Here is a 16,991-nt window from a genome sequence, read left to right as displayed (position 1 = left end):
TCTCGCCGCACGCGTCAAGCGCGTCCTGTTGCCAACGCAGGATTGTGTGACTACGCTTGGCGCCAGGCCCGCCCAAGCGTTTGATCGATCGGCCGCACGTTCATGCCAAAATTCCTTCGCATCGGACTCCATCAGTCGAACATATCCGGATACACGTCGAAGGCGTGGTGTGTCCGGCGCGTGGGCACGGCAATCTTCCTGAAATGGGGCGCCGTCGAGGTCCAGGGCGCGGGCGACGGCCGGAAGGTCTACTGGACGCGTCTGCCGCAGGAGAAAACAATTCGCTGCGGCAGCGCGCAGCGTGCCCAGGATTATGCAAAGGCCGCGATCGCGCGGCGCCGCAACCATCGCTATGAGCCGCTGGTTGGCGCGATCGTGCTCCGGCGCCGACCCGCGGGGGGCAACACCGAACTCAAGCAAGCCCTCGCCACAATCCTGATCGTCGATATCGTCGGTTCCACCGCAAAAGCGGCAAAGCTCGGCGATATCCGCTGGACCAAGGTGATGGGCCATTATTACGCGGCGGTCCGCAAGGAGCTGAAGAGTTCGCGCGGCAAGGAAGTCGTGACGACGGGCGACGGCGTGCTGGCGACCTTCAAGAAGCCCGCCGCTGGCATCTCTTGCGCGACCGCGATCCGGAAGGCCGTGCGCACGCTCGGCCTCGAGATCAGGGTTGGTCTGCATGCCGGCGAATACACGGTGAGCGGCACTGAGGCGGTCGGCCTCGCCTTCCACATCGGCACCCGCGTCGCCGCCCAGGCGCGCGCCGGGGAGGTGCTGGTGTCGAGCGCGGTCAAGGAGCTCCTGGTGTCGCAGCCCGAGATCCGCTTCAGGGATCACGGCGTGCACCAGCTCAAGGGCGTGCCGGAGCGGTGGAGGCTGTGGCGGCTGGAAGGGTGAGGAGCTTGCGCGAGGGTCGGCGTCAATCCACTTCAACATGATCGCATTCGACGCACTGATACACACGCTGTCCCGTACTCAGCACGGTCGCGAGGCGCAGTTTCCGCACGGCCTGGAGAATGGAGACCGGAGAAAACCGCTTGTGCAGGAACGTCGCATGGGCGGGCAGGGGACCGGTGAGGCTGCCGGACATGACGAGGATATTGAGTTTCGGCACACGAGCGCCAGCTTCAAATCTCCCGTGCAGATGGCGCCCGCCCGGCGCAGGACCAGCCGCAGCATTTCGAGAGAGCCCGGCCTGGGAGCCCAGGCTATTGGTCAATCGACCTCACCTCGACAGTACAGGCCAGCAACTCAACATCACCGCACCCCCGTGCCCTTGCAGCGCTGGCACTTCACCACCTTGTCGCCCTTCTTGAGCAAGCCTTTGCCCTCGCAATTTTTGCATTTCTGCTTCTTCTTGATGTTCGGGCCTTTTTCACTCGTCATGAAATTCTCCTGCCGCCAGAGGGCGGTGTTGTGCGGCCGTTCAGCGGACAGCTGAGCGGGCTCGGATAAGCCCTACACTCATGCCGGCTTCGGCACCACCAGCACCGGTACGCTTCCGTCCACCAGGACTTCGGATGTCTGGCTGCCCAAAAACAGCTTCCTGAGGCCGCGACGCCCATGGGAGGCCATGACGATCAAGTCGCAGCCTCTGGATTTAGCCGTTTCAATGATCGCAGTCGCCGGGTGCGCATTGGGAACATGCAAGAGTTCTGCAGGCGTGCCGATCTGCTCCGACATGGCGCGGGCTTCGTCGAGCACCTTGCCCGCACGGGCCTTGCAGGCAGCGTCAAAGCTATCGATCTCGTCCTGGCTCGGAATCCACCCCGAGTCGTGCCCGCCGCCATAGTCGACCGGCAGCGCTTCCGTCACGGTGATGATCGTCAGCCTGGCGTTCAAGGCCTTCGCCAGGGTGATGCCATGCTCAACGCCCTTTCTCGCGACGTCCGATCCATCCGTGCTCAAGAGAATGTTGGCGTACATTTGGTGGCTCCCTTGCTCGTCGAACAAAGTGGTGCCTGGCCAATATGGTCCGATACGCGCCGTGGGTCCACGCGCGTTTTCTTTGGTTTGCGCCGGCGAGGCCGTGCCTGAACTGTTATTGAAACCTTACAGGCTCAACTTCGCTAGCGCCGCCATCATGCGCTTTGCATCGTCCAGGCGCGTCAATTCGCCGGCCGCCGTCGCCCCGAGCACTTTTCGCGCCAGGCAGCATCAATAAACGCCCCAGCGTCTGGCAAGGGGTTTTACTGGCTGGATTGCCCTCGCGTCGCCGGTATATTCATCTTCATCTATCCATGGAGGTCGAGATGCATCGCGTCGTTCCGATGCTGGCGTTACTCACCACCGCTATATCTCTTGCTTTCTTGGAGCCGGTCCGGGCTGCCGAGGCAGATCGATACTGCCTGCGAGGTCGCAATTGGGGCTTTCCGGGCAATTGTCAGTTCGCCACCCGCTCGCAATGCCTGGCTGCCGCTTCTGGCACGAACGCATATTGCGGCATCAATCCGCGCTATGCCGCTTCGCGGCGACGCTAATAACCGCTCGGAGCTAAGCCATTCGGCGCTACCGCATGGCAGAAGCGGTCAATCAAGGAAAACCCCCGATGCGAAAACTTGCACTGTTCGTCATCCTGCTCTCGTTCGCAGGAATGGTTCCTTCCAGCGAATCATTTGCTCAGAGTGCGCTTCGAGGTGCCGTCATTGGTGGTGCTGTCGGTGGTCGCCGCGGTGCTGCCATAGGAGCTACGGCCGGAGCCATCGCTGGCGCCCACCGGCGACATCAGCATTGGCATCGATATTATTGGAGGAACGGCAGCTGCTGGCATCGCTCGACCAGCGGAAGGTCGCACCGTGTGTCGCATCGATACTGCCGTTGAGCCAGCGCGGAGTGGGTCGCGCGACTGGCGTGCGGCAAAGATCGAGAACGGCAACTCAATAGGGGATCGCAATGTTCTTCGCTCAGGAAGGATTCACATATCGAAATTTTCTGATGGATATGATTGCCGTATTCGCATTTGTCGTCTGGTTCTGGCTGCTCATCGTCATCTATGGCGACCTGTTCAGGCGCCACGACATTTCCGGATGGGGCAAGGCACTGTGGGTGCTCGCGCTGGTTCTAACCTCCTATCTGGGCATCTTTGCCTACCTCATCACCCAAGGCAGGGGGATGGCGGAACGCAGCGCCGAGCAGGCTCAGCGGGCGCGCGAGGAATTACGGCACGTCGTCGGCTTTAGTGTCGCCGACGAGCTTTCCAAGCTCGATCAGCTCAAACAATCGGGATCCATAACCGATATCGAGTACGGGCGCCTTCGCACCAAGCTGGTCTCTTAACCGTCGGTGCGCGACGCATGCGAAGCGGTGAGGGAAGCACGGAGGCCTATGATGCTCGCAAAGCCTTTTGGCACCGTTGGAGCTTTTATAGCTGGCTTTGCGATTGCGTGGACTGAAAGCGCGCATGCGGAAATATTCATAACAACCGCCGCCATATCGCAGGGCGAGCTGGTCATCGTCGGAAGAGTAAGACGACCCCGCGAGCCCAGCGTGGAGATCAGGATCAGTCCAAGCAAAACCGTGAAAGTCGAGAGCACTTCGACCGGAGGGTTTCGGTGGATCGGACCGGAGTTTCCGTCCACTTGTATCGTAAAGATCACGTCCGGACCGGATACGAGAGACGTGGTGATACAGAACTGCGGCCTCCCCGGACCGGCGGGTCCCCCAGGTCCGGCCGGACCTGCAGGCCCGATCGGACCGCCCGGGCCCAAAGGGAATTAGAAGGCAGATTTTCGTCTTCCAGGTTTGCAGGTTGCCCGCCGGATCGCTCTCGCATCGCGAACCAGACGTCCCCGCCCTCGGCCTTGTTGAATTCGCGCAAGCTGTTGAACGGCACCACGCAGCGGTGCTGCGGACCCAGCCAGCGCGTTCAGTGCTTGCTGTTCACGTTGCGGATGTTGGTCGTGCCGCCGTCGGGCTCCATCCGGAGCAATTCCTTGAAGTCGATCGTTTTGCTTTGGCTTGCAGCTTTTCAGCGCGTTTGGATGCCTTTGGCCTGGGCCTTTCGGTCGCCGCCTGAGAGCGGGATCTGGATGATGCGAGGGGACACGGCGCATAAACGATACATCGAGCTCCAGTTCAGGGAGCATCGTCCCAGACATTGGATCATATGTCGCGAAACACGACAACAAATCTGCCTGTAAGCTTGAGATTGTTGTAGCGAGCGCGGGGCGGGAGCGCAACCTTCAGTATTACGGTGACAGTGCATTTAACTCGTCTGTAGCCTATTAAAGCGGAAGGGCACCATTGAGTGCACGGTCACCGTAGTCCCGCGATATCGATTAAGCTCGATCTGTCACGCCCCTGGCGCTCCTTGCGCCACATCGATCACGTGGCGATCCGATCCTACGGTGATCACCACAGTATAGGTCTTTTGCGCGCCGTTCTGATCAGTGGGCGGCGCGAGGTGCAGTTGGCCTCCGTACCATTCGCCGGGCAGGAGCGTATTGTCCTTGATCACCGCTTGCTCGAGCACGGCCATGTTGCGCTGACCAGCTTCGATCGTCCCCGAAATCATCGCGTCGTTTTGTGCGGCCGCGTTGCCTTGCGCGATCGCCGCGGCTGTCGGGCTGTAGAATGTGCCGGTGCGACCGCCTGGGGTCGTATAGGTGCCATATCCAGCTCGCGATGCGCCGTAAGCGTTGGCGCCGGCGGCGACCCCGGTCAGAAGCGCAGCCGCGACCTGCCGGTTCTTCTCCTCTTGAACAAGCATCTCGTACGTCACGATCTTCATTTCGAAGTCGGATCCCGCGGCGTGCTGGACGGCTTCAACTTGCCCGACTCGAAATTCGACCGGTTGGCGGCCGAGATTGTTGATGCCGACCACGAACACGGGCCGGCCGTTCGCTTGGAGCTGCCGTGACGCTGGCCGAACGAGGACCAGGGAGCTCTTTTGCCGCGAGACGAGAGCAGGCTGACCATCCCTCATGAGAGCTTGTTGTTGTGGATTAGAAGCCTTGAACGAGACCGTTTCGCCCGCCGTCATGCACCCGGTCAGCGCGGCGCAAGCCGCCACCAAGACTAAAATGCGCACGCTGAATTCCCCCGCCGAAAGAGTCGATGCAAGCGCAGCCGCTGAGCGAGGGCAAGGGTAGTTTACGCGCGCAGGCCCGCGGTCCTCGGTCAAAAAGTCTAAGAGGGAACACCGGCTTGCCGAGCCGAAGCTCGCGAAGCGAGCGAAGGCTGGTGGGCCCGGCAGGACTCGAACCTGCAACCAGACCGTTATGAGCGGCCGGCTCTAACCATTGAGCTACAGGCCCCGCCGCGAGACGGCCGCGAGAAAGCGTGGCCGGCAACGGTGCGCGGTTCGTTTACAGGGATGGAGGCGGGGGTGCAATGCTGGCTCCTGGCGGATGGAAACGCCGGTGGAGCAACGCAGGAAGTTTTCGAATACCCGAAATTGGCAATAATGCCCTTATGCTCCTGTTTTGCCCGACAAGTCAAATCGCCTCAGCGAAGGGTCGTTTGTTCGCTTCCGTAACCCTTTGTAATCGCTAACCTCTTCTACTGTGCATGGGGTTGTTTTCGCGGTTTTTGTTTTGAGGGGGCCCGCAGGTCCCCCTGACGTCTTGCCGGCGGTCTAAAGGCCCGCCGCGAGACGGCGCTAATCCACCGACACCCCGGCGAACTCCACCACCTTGCGCCACTTCTCGGTCTCGTCGGCGACCAGCTTGCCGAACTCGGCTGATGTCATCGGCTTGGGGATGCCGCCGGTCTCGGCGAGACGTGCGATCAGCTTCGGGTCCTTCAGCGCTTCGTTGACGGCCTTGTTGAGGATATCGATCACGTCCGGCGGCGTGCCCTTCGGCGCGGAGATGCCGTAGAAGCCGACCGCTTCGAAGCCCGGCACGGTCTCGGCGATCGCGGGCACATCGGGCACGCTCGGCCAGCGCTGCGGCGAGGTCACGCCGAGTGCGCGGACGTTGCCGCCCTTGGCCTGCTCCAGCGCCGACGGAAGGTTGTCGAAGATCAGCTGCACCTTGTTTGAGATGATGTCGGGGAAGGCGATCGCAGATCCGCGATAGGGCACGTGCACCATGTCGCACTTGGTCATCACCTTGAACAGCTCGGCCGACATGTGCACCGAGGTGCCGTTGCCGGAGGAGGCGAAGGAGATTTTTCCGGGATTGGCCTTGCAGTAGTCGATGAACTCCTGAACCGTCTTGGCGGGGAACGCGTTGGAGACGACCAGCATGTTGGTGAGCTGCATGATGCTCGCGACCGGCACGGTGTCGCGCAGGAAGTCGAACGGCAGCTTCTTGTACAGCGAGGTCGAGATCGCGTTGTTGGGCGCGACGAACAGCAGCGTATAGCCGTCCGCCGGCGAGCTGATCGCGGCCGCGGCGGCGATGTTGCCGCCCGAGCCGGTGCGGTTCTCGACGATGAACTGCTGGCCGAGACGGTCCGACAGCCATTGCGCCATGATCCGCGCGACGATATCGACCGGGCCGCCGGCGGAGAAGCCGATGATCCAGTGCACGGGACGATCGGGATATCCGGCTGCGGAGGCGGGAGGTGCGGCGCTAAAAAGCGTTGAAATGAAAACCAGCCCGAAAATACTGTTACGCAAAATTCGCAACATGACGTCTCCCATTGTTCTATTGTCGTTGGGCTGCATGCTTTCACAAAAACAGGGCGTTGCCTACATCGCCGCAAGTCGATGTTGACGCGCCCCCGCCGGGACCGACCATGAGATTCGCAATCACCATTGTTCTCGGCGCGGCGCTGCTTTCAAGCCCCGCCGCTGCTCAAACCGGAGGCAAGCCCATTTCGACCACGACAATCAGCTCTACGATTAGCCTGGGCACCGCGACGCCCGGCGGCGGCTTTCCCCTCTATGGCAACGCTTTCGCGCAAGCGATGAATGCGGCCGATCCGCAAGCCATTATCGTCCCGCGCAACACCAAGGGCAGCAACGAGAACATTCCGCTCTTGGAGAAAGGCGAGCTCGATCTCGCTTTGGTCGCGGGCGAGCCGGCCTATGAAGCCTTTGCCGGCATCGGCCGCGGGCCGGTCCGGCTGAAGATTCTCTCTGCGATTTATTCCAACCCCGGCATGTTCGTGGTGCGCGCGGACAGTCCGTACAAGACGATTCGCGATCTCGTCGGTCAGCCCGTCGCATTCGGCGCGAAAGGCTCGGGCCTGCCGATCCTGGCGCGCTACGTGCTGGATGGTCTCGGCCTGAAGCAGGACGAGGATTTCAAGGCTGTTTATCTCGACCGCGCCGGCGACGGTCCCGCGATGGTCGAGGATCGACGTGTCGCCGCACTCTGGGGCGCCGGCATCGGCTGGCCCGGCTTTGCGGCCGTGGCCTCGAGCGCGTCAGGCGCGCGCTTCATCGCGCCCAGTGCCGAAGAGATCGCGCGCATCCGCGCCAAACATGCGTTCCTGAAGCCGCTGACCGTGCCGGCGGGCAGCTATCCAAAACAATCCGAGCCGATCGCCTCGCTCGGCTCCTGGAGTTTTGTCCTGACGCGCGAAGACCTGCCGGACGATGTCGCCTACCGGCTGGCGAAGACGCTGCACGGCGTCGAGGCAAATTTCTGCAAGCAGCTCGCGCAAGCCTGCGAGACCACGGCCGCGAACACGGTCGCGGCCGCGCCGAAGCCGGAGCTGATCCATCCGGGCGTGATGAAGTATTTTCGCGAGATCGGAGTGGTGAAATAGGGCGCGCAGTACACCCACAGCCGTCATGCCCGGGCTTGTCCCGGGCATCCACGTTCTTGGTGCCGTCTGAAAGATCGTGGATGGCCGGGACAAGCCCGGGCATGATGACCTCTCTCACTACACCGTCACTTCTTCACCATCGCACACGCCGGGTCCGGCGGACCGAAAGCCTTGTCGCCGGAGATCGTCGCGAGGATCTTGTAATAGTCCCACGGATATTTGCTCTCCTCCGGCGTCTTCACCTGCACCAGCCAGAGGTCGTGCACCATCAGATTGTCCTCGCGCAGTTTGCCGTTGCGGGCGAAGAAATCCTCGATCGGCTTTTCCCGCATCTTCGCCGCGACCTTGAGCGGATCGTCGGTGCCGGTTTCCTTGATGGCCTTGAGATAGTGCATCACGCTCGAATAGACGCCGGCCTGCCACATCGACGGCATCTTGTTCATCTTGGCGAAATAGCGCTTCGACCATTCGCGGGTCTTGTCGTCCATGTCCCAATAGAACGACGTCGTCAGCAACAGCCCTTGGGCAGCCTGCAAGCCCAGGCCGTGGATGTCGGTGATCAGCGCCAGCAATGCCGCCATCTGCTGGCCGCCCTTGAACACGCCGAACTCCGAGCCGGTCTTGATCTCGTTCATGTTGTTGGGCGGACCGGCGGCGATGCCGATGATCTTGGCCTTGGAGGCCTGCGCCTGCAGCACGAACGAGGAGAGGTCGGGCGTTGCCAGCGGCGGCTTCACCGAGCCCAGCACCTTGCCGCCGTTGGCGGTCACGACCGCCGAGGCGTCGCGCTCCAGCGAATGGCCGAAGGCGTAGTCGTCGGTGATGAAGAACCAGCTGTCGCCGCCGCGCTTGACCACGGCGTCCGCGGTGCCGACCGCGAGCGCGCGGGTGTCGAACACCCACTGGATCGCGTAGGGCGAGCAGAACTTGCCGTGGAAATCGGCGGTGCCGGTGGAGTGGGTGATGAACAGCCGCTTCTTCTCGTTGGCCATGTTCTGCACCGCGAGCCCGACCGCGGAGACCGGCACGTCGACGATCAGATCGACCTGGTCGACGTCGTACCAGCGCCGCGCGATGGCGCCGCCGATGTCGGCCTTGAGCTGGTGGTCGCCGACGACGATGCTGATCGGCTTGCCGAGCACGGTGCCGCCGAAATCGTCGATCGCCATCTGCGCCGCCGTCACCGAACCCTGGCCGGTCGGTGCCGAGGCCGGGCCGTTCATGTCGGTGAGCACGCCGATCTTGACGATGTCGTCGGAAACCTGCGCCATTGCGGCGCCCGGCAGCAGCGTTGCCGCCAGGAACGTCGCTGCAAAGCCGGCAGCGACCGGCAGTCCAAATCTCGTTGGCTTCACGCGTGTCCTCCCCTGATCCGGCGCGTTGGCCGGTGTTGCTTCCCGGGTATGGCCCGGCTGAATTGGTTTCTTTTGCAACTATTTGGGGGCGGGCGTCAACGTCAGGCCGCGAAGCGGATTTGTCCGGCCGGCGAGGGATCGTAGCCGGTCAGCTCCTCGGCGCGCTGCCGCAACCGTTTTTCGCTGAGGAACCGGATCAAGGCCTACATGGTGGGGCGGAAATAGCTGCGCTGCCGCATCGCCATTCTGGCACCGAGCGCGAGCACGTCGGAGAGGCCGCGCAGCCGTTTCGGATTGCCCGGCGGCAGCACGAGACCCTGCTCGCGGCGCACGAACGCGACCAGCAATGCATCACGTAGGTCCGGAGCGTCACGCAGCACTGGCGGCAGCGGCAAGATTGCCGTCGGCATCGAGGCAGTGCACTGCCACGGCCGTCACCTCGTCGCGCTGCAGGCGCTCCAGCCCGCGTGCGCGCAGCGATTGGGCGCCGGAACGAGCAAACGCGTCACGAGTGCGGCGCAATCCATCATCATCATGCTCGCGTCATAGCCAATTGGAACCCGATCATGGCCGTCCGCCGCCTGTCCGTTGCACTCGCGCTTCTCTGCGGCCTCGCCGCGGGCGTTGCGGCCTCATCCGCGGAGGACCGCGCGATCGTGCTGGCCACGACCACGGCGACGCAGGAGTCCGGCCTGCTCGATTATCTGCTGCCGATCTTCCGCGAAAAGACCGGCATCGACGTGACGGTGATCGCGCGGCGCGCCGACGAGGTGCTCGACGGGGCGCGGAGGGGCGAAGTCGACGTCGTGCTGATGCACGCACGGCCGCAGGAGGAGAAATTCGTCGCGGACGGTTTTGCCGTGAAGCGCTTTGACGTGATGTACAACGACTATGTGCTGATCGGGCCGAAGAGCGATCCCGCCGGCGTGAAAGGCAAGGACATCGCAACCGCGCTGAAAGCGATCGAGGCCAAGGGTGCGCCGTTCGTGACGCGCGGCGACCGCTCGGGCACGCATGCCGCAGAGCTCGCGCTCTGGATCGTCGCCGGTATCGACATCGCGAGCGTCAAGGGCGCTTGGTATCGCGAGTTCAAGCAGGGCATGACCTCCGCCCTCGACGCAGCGCGCACGGCGAACGCCTATGTACTGTCCGACCGCGGCAGCTGGATCGCATTTCGGGAGCGCGGCGATCTCGACGTCCTCGTCGAAGGCGACAAGCGGCTGCTCAACCAATACGGCGCAATGCTGGTGAACCCCGCGAAGTTTCCGAACGTGAATAAGGAGCTCGGGCAAGACTTCATCGACTGGCTGACCTCGCCGGAGGGGCAGGCGGCGATCGCCGGATACAAGGTCGACGGACAACAGCTGTTCTTCCCCAATGCGGACAAGTCAGGCGGCTGACGTTCGTATCGCCAACGGTTGCCAAACCTGGCGATGCATGGTCCATCATGGCGCATGACCCAGCGCCTGCCGCCATCGCTGACGCCGCTCGACACCGCGCTCGCTGCGTTGCTGAAGGGGCTTGATCCGCTCGCGCCGGTGCAGTTGCCACTGACTGAAGCGGCCGGCTGTATCGCGGCGGGCACGCCGCTGCTTGCGGCCCATCCGCCTCGCGACGTCGCTGCCGCGGACGGCTGGGCATTATGCGCCAATGATCTGGTCGGCGCGTCCTCCTATTCACCGCTGCCTCTCGCAACGGCGCCCGCCTGGGTCGATGCGGGGGACGCGATGCCGGCGGGATGCGACTGTGTGCTCGATGCCGACGCAGTCGAACTGTCCGGTCCGCTCGCCCAGGTGCTGGCGGAGGGCGTGCCGGGGCAGGGCATCAGGCGCGCCGGAAGTGACATCGACGGACGCACGCCTGCCGCGGCAGAGGGGTATCCGGTCGGTCCTGCCGCTCTGCTGCTCGCGCGCGCCGCCGGACTGGACCGACTGAGCGTGCGCCGTCCGCGGCTGCGCATTGTCAATGTACCAGGCGCAACGGGGACCATGCATCTGATTGCAGACATCGCACGCGCCGCAGGGCTGGATGTGCAAACGCACGAGGCCGGTGCGCGAGATGTGGCATCGATCGCGGAGGCGTTCGGCGCTCCCACCTGCGATCTCCTGCTGACGGTCGGCGGCAGCGGCGTCGGTCGCAAGGATGCAGCTGTCACGGCGCTGGCCCGGCGTGGTGATGTGATCGCGCATGGTCTTGCGCTCCAGCCCGGACGCACCGCGGCGGCCGGGCGGCTCGGACAGGTTCCCGTCGTCGCCTTGCCCGGCTCGGCCGATCAGGCGCTTGCGGTCTGGCTCGCGCTCGTTCTGCCGCTCGTAGACCGGCTGTCGGCGCGGCTGCCGCGCCGACAGATAACCTTGCCGCTCGCGCGAAAAATCGCATCCAGCGTCGGCATCGCCGAAATTGGCCTGCTGGCCGAGGAACATCATGCGTGGGTGCCGCTTGCGGTAGGCGAATGGCCGCTCCAGGCAATTGCCCGTGCCGACACATGGCTGCTTGTTCCCGCCAGCCACGAGGGATTTGCAGCGGGCGCGCCGGTCGATGCCTATCTGATGCGGGAATGATACGGTCTTTGGCATGACGATGATCCCGCAATCGCAAGTCCGCAGCGCCCTCGAACAGGAGCAGTTCCTCAAAATCCTGTCCCGCGAGGAGGCGCTGGCACGCTTCGAGGCCGCGCTGTTCCCGCGCGCGATCCCAAGCGAAAGCCGCAAGCTTGCCGATGCGCTCGGTGCGGCACTCGCCGAAGACATCACCGCGCCGATCGACGTGCCGCCGTTCGACCGTTCCAATGTCGACGGCTTTGCGGTGCGCTCGGCGGACCTTGCAGCGGCCGGCGAAGGCGCACCGGTTCGCCTCGGGTTGAATGGTGAGATCATCCACTGCGGTACCGCACCGGCGCTGCAAGTGGCGGCGGGAACCGCAACGCCGATTGCCACCGGCGGTCCGCTGCCGCGCGGTGCCGATGCCGTCGTCATGGTCGAGCACACCCAGCCGGCCGGCCTTGATGCGATCGACGTCCGTCGTGCGGTGTCCCCCGGGCAATTCGTATCCTATGCGGGATCCGACATCGCGCGCGGCGAGGCGCTGCTGCGCGCCGGCACGATCATCGGCTCGCGCGAGATCGGCATGCTGGCAGCCTGCGGCATTGCAGACGTGACTGTCGCGCGCAAACCGCGGGTTGCTGTGATCTCCACCGGCGACGAGCTGGTCCAGCCCGGCGAGGTGCTCGCGCCCGCCGCGATTTATGATACCAACGGCGCGATCGTCACCGCTGCGATCGACGAGAACGGCGGCGATGCGGTTTTCCTCGGCGCGATTCCGGACGACGAAGCCAGGCTCGAAGCCGCCATGCGCCGCGCGCTTGAGGATGCCGACATGCTGGTGCTCTCCGGCGGCACGTCGAAAGGCGCGGGCGATCTCTCTCATCGCATCATCGGCCGGCTCGGCCAGCCCGGCATCGTCGCGCATGGTATTGCGCTCAAGCCCGGCAAGCCGTTGTGCCTTGCGGTCTGCGACGGCAAGCCGGTGGTGATCCTGCCGGGTTTTCCGACCTCGGCGATGTTCACCTTCCACGACATGATCGTGCCGGTGCTGCGCAAGATGGCCGGGCTGCCACCACGCTCCGATGCCAAGGTGAACGCGACTGTGCCGGTGCGCATTGCTTCCGAGCTCGGCCGCACCGAATTCGTCATGGTCTCGCTGGTCGAAGGCAAGGACGGCTTGATTGCCTATCCCTCCGGCAAGGGCTCCGGTGCGATCACGTCGTTCGCACAGGCCGACGGTTTTTTGCGCATCGACGCGCTCGCCGAGCAGATGCCGGCCGGGACCGAGGCCGAGGTGACGCTGTTTACGCCGCATGTGCGGGTGCCCGATCTCGTCATCGTCGGCAGCCATTGCACCGGCCTCGATCTCGTCAGCGCGCAACTCGCGCACGCCGGCCTGACCGTGCGCTCGATCGCGGTCGGCAGTCTCGGCGGGCTTGCAGCGGCGCGGCGCGGCGAATGCGATCTGGCGCCGATCCATCTGTTCGACGACAAGAGCGAGACCTACAATACGCCTTACCTCGTCGAAGGACTCGAGCTTGTGCCGGGATGGCGCCGGATGCAGGGCATCGTGTTTCGCCAGGGCGACAAGCGTTTCGAAGGCCTGGACGCGAAGCAGGCCGTCGCCGCCGCGCTCTCCGATCCCGTCTGCATCATGGTCAATCGCAACCAGGGCGCCGGCACGCGCATCCTGATCGACCGGCTGCTCGGTGGTGCGCGCCCGGAAGGGTATTGGAACCAGCCGCGCTCGCACAACGCGGTGGCCGCGGCCGTCGCACAGCGCCGCGCCGACTGGGGCATGACCATTGCGCCGGTCGCCCATGCGGTCGGCCTCGGTTTCATTCCGCTCGCGGAAGAGCATTATGACTTCGCGCTGGTGACAGTGCGCAAGCAGCGGCCGGCGGTGCAGGCCTTTCTCGCCGCACTCGGATCGGACGACGCGCGCGCCGCGCTGCAGCGGGCCGGTTTCCGGCCAGCGTAGAGCTGGATTAAGACGCCGCATCCAGCGCGGCCAGCCGCTCGGCTTCCGCGATATCCTCGACCGTGTTGGCGTTGAAGAACGGATCGAGCGGCTCGGTCGGCCACGTCACCGTCGCGAGCGGGTAGCGCCCGGTCCAGCGGTCGATCTTGCGGAGGTCTTCGACCACCAGCGCATGACGCAGTTCGTCGCGCAAGCCAACGCGCCACAATCCGATCACCGGATGCGACTGGTCGCCTGACGCCGCAACAGCGAGCTCGGCATTCGCCGCGATGCGCTCTTCATGCAAGCGCGCGACCAGATCGCGCGGCAGGAAGGGGCAGTCGCCGGCGGCGCTGAGCACCCACTCCACCTCAGACCGGTTCGCTGCGGTCCAGTCGAGCGCGGCAAGGATGCCGGCGAGCGGGCCGGGAAAGCCGGGGACATCGTCGGCGACGACCTGCAATCCGAATGAATCAAAGCGGGCGGGATCGCCGTTGGCATTCAGGATCAGTCCGCTGCATTGGGGCGCAAGGCGTGCGATCACCCGCTCCAGGATGGTGCGCCCGCCGATGGTCCGCATCGGCTTGTCGCCGCCGCCCATGCGCCGCGCCAGGCCGCCGGCGAGCAGCACGCCTTGCGTCGTCGGAAAGCTAGTCTCCACCACCTTCACCCTTGCGCTTGTGCTTGGCCGATTCCTCCTCGATGTAAGCGAGGTTCTGGTCGTAGACGATGCGCTCTTCGCCCGCGAGTGCGATGAAGCGTTTTCCGCGCGCGCGTCCGACCAGCGTCAGCCCGACCTGGCGTGCGAGATCGACGCCCCAGGCCGTGAAGCCGGAGCGCGACACCAGGATCGGAATTCCCATGCGTACCGTCTTGATCACCATCTCCGAGGTGAGCCGTCCCGTGGTGTAGAGGATCTTGTCGGATGCATCGACACCGTGGCGGTACATCCAGCCCGCGATCTTGTCGACGGCGTTGTGACGGCCGACGTCCTCGGTGTAGCAGAGCGGTTCGCCCTCCCTGCACAGCACGCAGCCATGGATCGCACCGGCTTCCAGATAAAGCGAGGGCATCGTGTTGATGGTCTGGGTCATCTGGTAGAGCCAGGAGGTGCGCAACTCGGCCTTCGGCAGCGCAACGCTCTCGACCGCTTCGAGAAGGTCGCCGAAGGCGGTGCCCTGCGCGCAGCCCGAAGTCTGCGTGCGCTTCTTCAGCTTGGCTTCGAAATTGGTGTGGTGTTCGGTGCGCACCACGACCACCTGGAGGTCGTCGTCGTATTCGACCTCGGTGACCTCGTCATTATATTTCAGCATGTTCTGGTTGAGCAAATAGCCCAGCGCCAGATATTCCGGGTAGTCGCCGATCGTCATCATGGTGACGATTTCCTGCGAATTCAGGTAGAGCGTCAGCGGCCGCTCCATCGGCACCTTGATCTCGATCCTGACGCCGGACTGGTCGGTCCCGGTCACGCTCTGGGTCAGGCGCGGGTCGTCCGGGTTCGGCGCGATCACGGGCACCGGGGCTTTGTCGATCTTCATCATGGCCGCGAGGTTAGCATGACATTGGGGTCAAGCCGATATAAGCATGGCGGTGGAAAGCGAAAATGTCTCTTCTCGTCATTGCGGGCGCAGATACGGCTGGCGGAGATCACGTTGTGATGAAAGTCATCGGCCTTGCAGGCTGGAGCGGTGCGGGCAAGACCACGCTGTTGACGCGGCTGATCCCGCATTTCAACGCGCAGGGCTTGCGCGTCTCGGTCATCAAGCATGCGCATCACCAGTTCGATGTCGACGTGCCCGGCAAGGACTCCTGGCGCCATCGCGAGGCCGGCGCGGCCGAGGTGCTGGTGGCTTCGTCGAATCGCTGGGTCCTGATGCATGAGTTGCGCGGCGCGGCGGAGCCGCGACTGCCGGAACTGTTGAGCAAGCTGTCCGCGGTCGATCTCGTCGTGGTCGAAGGCTTCAAGCGCGAGCCGCATCGCAAGATCGAGGTGCATCGCGCCGCCAACGACAAGCCGTTGCTGTTTCCCGATGATCCCGGAATTTTCGGGATCGCGGCCGATGTCGCCATTGAAACGCGACTGCCCACCGTCCATCTCGATGATATCGAGGCTGCTGCGGCGCTGCTGCTCCGCGCGGCGATGCCGGTCGAGGAAGCGGTCGCGAAAAGCGCTGCGATGCGTTGACGAGGCACCATGGCGCAATTGTCCGACGATTGTTTTGCCTTCGGTGGACCGATGATGTCAGTCGGCGAGGCCGTTGGCCTGATCACGACGCGCGTCAGCGCGATTGCCGATCTCGAAACCGTGGCGCTGGTCGATGCGGACGGGCGTGTGCTGGCGCGCGACATTGCGGCGCCTCTGCCGCTGCCGCCGTTCACCAACTCGGCCGTCGATGGCTACGCCGTGCGCAACGCAGATGTTCCGGACAGCGCGGAACGGGCGCTCCCGCTCGACGGCCGCATCCAGGCCGGCGGCCTTGCACAGGCGCAGATCAAGGCCGGCCACACCGCGCGCATCTTTACGGGCGCGCCGATGCCGCCGGATGCCGAAACCGTCTTCATGCAGGAAGATGTCCGCATCGATGATTCCGGCCGGATTGTGCTGCCGCCGGGACTGAAGCCGGGTGCCAATGTCCGGCCTGCGGGCGAGGACATTCCCGAGGGGCACATCGCGCTGCGCGCAGGCCAGCGGTTGCTGCCGCAGCATGTCGCGCTCGCCGCGGCGTTCGGCCTTGTCAGACTCGACGTCGTCAGGCGCATCCGCGTCGCGGTGTTTTCGACCGGCGACGAACTGGCTTCGCCCGGCGAGCCGCGCGCGACCTCGCAGCTCTTCGACTCCAACCGCTTCATGCTGATGGCGATGCTGCGCCGGCTCGGCTGCGAGGTCAGCGATCTCGGCATATTGCGCGACGAGCGCAACGCGCTCGCAAATGGCTTGAAGCAGGTGGCAAGCAGCCACGACCTGATCCTCACCACCGGCGGCGTCTCGACCGGGGAGGAGGATCACGTCAAGGCGGCGGTCGAAAGCATCGGCTCGCTGGTGTTGTGGCGGATGGCGATCAAGCCGGGACGGCCGGTGGCGATGGGTATCATCGAGGGCACGCCGCTGATCGGATTGCCGGGCAATCCCGTCGCGAGTTTCGTGACTTTCGTGCATGTGGTGCGGCCGACGGTGCTGGCGCTCGCGGGCAGCCTGGCCGAGCCGCTGTTGCCGATCCCGGTGCGCGCGGCATTCACCTACAAGAAAAAGATCGGGCGGCGCGAATATGTTCGGGCGTCCTTGCGGCGCGGACAGGACGGCGCACTCGAGGCTATCAAGTTCCCGCGCGAAGGCGCCGGCCTGTTGTCGTCGCTGGTCGAGACCGACGGTCTCATTGAACTGGGCGAAGACATCACCCAGGTCGAGCCGGGGCAGGGTGTAGGTTTCCTATCCTATGCCGATCTGCTCTGAGGCTTGGCGTTGTCTTG

At 64.2% G+C, this 16,991-nt stretch carries 19 protein-coding genes, 1 tRNA gene and 1 pseudogene; 10 read left to right on the top strand and 11 right to left on the bottom strand.

Annotated features, from left to right (window positions below; genetic code table 11):
* The first annotated feature begins 102 nt into the window (after positions 1 to 102).
* Positions 103 to 900: an adenylate/guanylate cyclase domain-containing protein gene (locus IVB27_RS02385; RefSeq protein WP_247441111.1), complete on the top strand. Its 798-nt coding sequence runs from the start codon at positions 103 to 105 to the stop codon at positions 898 to 900.
* 22 nt (positions 901 to 922) lie between these two features.
* On the opposite strand, the gene IVB27_RS02380 is transcribed toward IVB27_RS02385, so the two are convergent.
* The 3 genes from IVB27_RS02380 to IVB27_RS02375 all read right to left on the bottom strand — a co-directional run bounded on the left by IVB27_RS02380 (position 923) and on the right by IVB27_RS02375 (position 1,929).
* Positions 923 to 1,222, bottom strand: coding sequence for a hypothetical protein (locus tag IVB27_RS02380; protein ID WP_247441109.1), 300 nt, complete (start codon positions 1,220 to 1,222; stop codon positions 923 to 925).
* Positions 1,223 to 1,260: 38 nt separating this feature from the next.
* Complete coding sequence (locus IVB27_RS42940; RefSeq protein ID WP_007600646.1) at positions 1,261 to 1,389, bottom strand: hypothetical protein; 129 nt, start codon at positions 1,387 to 1,389, stop codon at positions 1,261 to 1,263.
* 78 nt (positions 1,390 to 1,467) lie between these two features.
* A complete protein-coding gene (locus IVB27_RS02375; RefSeq protein ID WP_247441107.1) occupies positions 1,468 to 1,929 on the bottom strand; it encodes a universal stress protein in 462 nt (153 codons plus the stop codon).
* 344 nt (positions 1,930 to 2,273) lie between these two features.
* Here IVB27_RS02375 and IVB27_RS02370 point away from each other — a divergent pair, with 344 nt between their 5' ends.
* From IVB27_RS02370 to IVB27_RS02365, 3 genes are all read left to right on the top strand, one after another.
* Positions 2,274 to 2,483, top strand: a complete 210-nt coding sequence (locus IVB27_RS02370; protein ID WP_502917901.1) for a DUF3551 domain-containing protein — start codon at positions 2,274 to 2,276, stop codon at positions 2,481 to 2,483.
* A gap of 35 nt (positions 2,484 to 2,518) precedes the next feature.
* Positions 2,519 to 2,824 carry a glycine zipper domain-containing protein gene (locus tag IVB27_RS43525; protein ID WP_502916532.1) on the top strand — a complete coding sequence of 102 codons (306 nt, stop codon included), beginning with the start codon at positions 2,519 to 2,521 and terminating at the stop codon, positions 2,822 to 2,824.
* A gap of 71 nt (positions 2,825 to 2,895) precedes the next feature.
* Positions 2,896 to 3,279, top strand: a complete 384-nt coding sequence (locus tag IVB27_RS02365; protein WP_247441105.1) for a PLDc N-terminal domain-containing protein — start codon at positions 2,896 to 2,898, stop codon at positions 3,277 to 3,279.
* 487 nt (positions 3,280 to 3,766) lie between these two features.
* Here the strand turns inward: IVB27_RS02365 and IVB27_RS02360 are convergent.
* From IVB27_RS02360 to IVB27_RS02345, 4 genes and pseudogenes are all read right to left on the bottom strand, one after another.
* Positions 3,767 to 3,984: pseudogene (locus IVB27_RS02360) on the bottom strand (SOS response-associated peptidase); the annotation flags it as partial.
* A gap of 310 nt (positions 3,985 to 4,294) precedes the next feature.
* Positions 4,295 to 5,032 carry a hypothetical protein gene (locus tag IVB27_RS02355; protein WP_247441103.1) on the bottom strand — a complete coding sequence of 246 codons (738 nt, stop codon included), beginning with the start codon at positions 5,030 to 5,032 and terminating at the stop codon, positions 4,295 to 4,297.
* A 150-nt stretch (positions 5,033 to 5,182) separates the two neighbouring features.
* Positions 5,183 to 5,258 (bottom strand) — tRNA-Ile (locus IVB27_RS02350).
* Positions 5,259 to 5,602: 344 nt separating this feature from the next.
* Positions 5,603 to 6,580, bottom strand: coding sequence for a Bug family tripartite tricarboxylate transporter substrate binding protein (locus IVB27_RS02345; RefSeq protein ID WP_247441102.1), 978 nt, complete (start codon positions 6,578 to 6,580; stop codon positions 5,603 to 5,605).
* Positions 6,581 to 6,687: 107 nt separating this feature from the next.
* Between IVB27_RS02345 and IVB27_RS02340 the strand changes: the two genes are divergently transcribed.
* On the top strand, positions 6,688 to 7,665 hold the full coding sequence (locus tag IVB27_RS02340; protein WP_247441100.1) for a TAXI family TRAP transporter solute-binding subunit: 978 nt from the start codon (positions 6,688 to 6,690) through the stop codon (positions 7,663 to 7,665).
* Between the two features lie 125 nt (positions 7,666 to 7,790).
* Here IVB27_RS02340 and IVB27_RS02335 read toward each other — a convergent pair whose 3' ends face one another.
* The gene (locus IVB27_RS02335; protein ID WP_247441098.1) at positions 7,791 to 9,020 is read right to left on the bottom strand and encodes an ABC transporter substrate-binding protein; all 1,230 of its coding nucleotides are present in this window, start codon (positions 9,018 to 9,020) and stop codon (positions 7,791 to 7,793) included.
* Positions 9,021 to 9,223: 203 nt separating this feature from the next.
* Positions 9,224 to 9,430 (bottom strand): substrate-binding domain-containing protein, encoded by a 207-nt coding sequence (locus IVB27_RS43520; protein ID WP_247347362.1) that lies wholly within the window; start codon positions 9,428 to 9,430, stop codon positions 9,224 to 9,226.
* A 156-nt stretch (positions 9,431 to 9,586) separates the two neighbouring features.
* Between IVB27_RS43520 and IVB27_RS02325 the strand changes: the two genes are divergently transcribed.
* Genes IVB27_RS02325 through IVB27_RS02315 form a run of 3 tightly spaced genes read left to right on the top strand, consistent with a single transcriptional unit; the run spans position 9,587 to position 13,544 of the window.
* Complete coding sequence (locus IVB27_RS02325; RefSeq protein WP_247347360.1) at positions 9,587 to 10,420, top strand: ABC transporter substrate-binding protein; 834 nt, start codon at positions 9,587 to 9,589, stop codon at positions 10,418 to 10,420.
* Positions 10,421 to 10,474: 54 nt separating this feature from the next.
* Positions 10,475 to 11,581 (top strand): molybdopterin-binding protein, encoded by a 1,107-nt coding sequence (locus IVB27_RS02320; RefSeq protein WP_247441096.1) that lies wholly within the window; start codon positions 10,475 to 10,477, stop codon positions 11,579 to 11,581.
* Between the two features lie 13 nt (positions 11,582 to 11,594).
* Positions 11,595 to 13,544, top strand: a complete 1,950-nt coding sequence (locus IVB27_RS02315; protein ID WP_247441093.1) for a molybdopterin biosynthesis protein — start codon at positions 11,595 to 11,597, stop codon at positions 13,542 to 13,544.
* Positions 13,545 to 13,551: 7 nt separating this feature from the next.
* Here IVB27_RS02315 and mobA read toward each other — a convergent pair whose 3' ends face one another.
* On the bottom strand, positions 13,552 to 14,187 hold the full coding sequence (mobA, locus tag IVB27_RS02310) for a molybdenum cofactor guanylyltransferase MobA (protein WP_247441091.1): 636 nt from the start codon (positions 14,185 to 14,187) through the stop codon (positions 13,552 to 13,554).
* Positions 14,174 to 15,064 (bottom strand): formate dehydrogenase accessory sulfurtransferase FdhD, encoded by an 891-nt coding sequence (fdhD, locus tag IVB27_RS02305; RefSeq protein WP_247441089.1) that lies wholly within the window; start codon positions 15,062 to 15,064, stop codon positions 14,174 to 14,176. Before fdhD ends, mobA begins: the two co-directional genes overlap by 14 nt.
* A 116-nt stretch (positions 15,065 to 15,180) precedes the next feature.
* Here fdhD and mobB point away from each other — a divergent pair, with 116 nt between their 5' ends.
* Together mobB and IVB27_RS02295 are read left to right on the top strand one after the other, a co-directional pair.
* Complete coding sequence (gene mobB, locus IVB27_RS02300; RefSeq protein ID WP_247347475.1) at positions 15,181 to 15,708, top strand: molybdopterin-guanine dinucleotide biosynthesis protein B; 528 nt, start codon at positions 15,181 to 15,183, stop codon at positions 15,706 to 15,708.
* 9 nt (positions 15,709 to 15,717) lie between these two features.
* The gene (locus IVB27_RS02295; protein ID WP_247441087.1) at positions 15,718 to 16,974 is read left to right on the top strand and encodes a molybdopterin molybdotransferase MoeA; all 1,257 of its coding nucleotides are present in this window, start codon (positions 15,718 to 15,720) and stop codon (positions 16,972 to 16,974) included.
* Positions 16,975 to 16,991: the final 17 nt, after the last annotated feature.

This window comes from Bradyrhizobium sp. 197 (genome assembly GCF_023073375.1).
Classification (GTDB): domain Bacteria; phylum Pseudomonadota; class Alphaproteobacteria; order Rhizobiales; family Xanthobacteraceae; genus Bradyrhizobium.
Note: the sequence above shows the minus strand (reverse complement) of the source record. Positions and strands in the feature narration are given on the sequence as shown.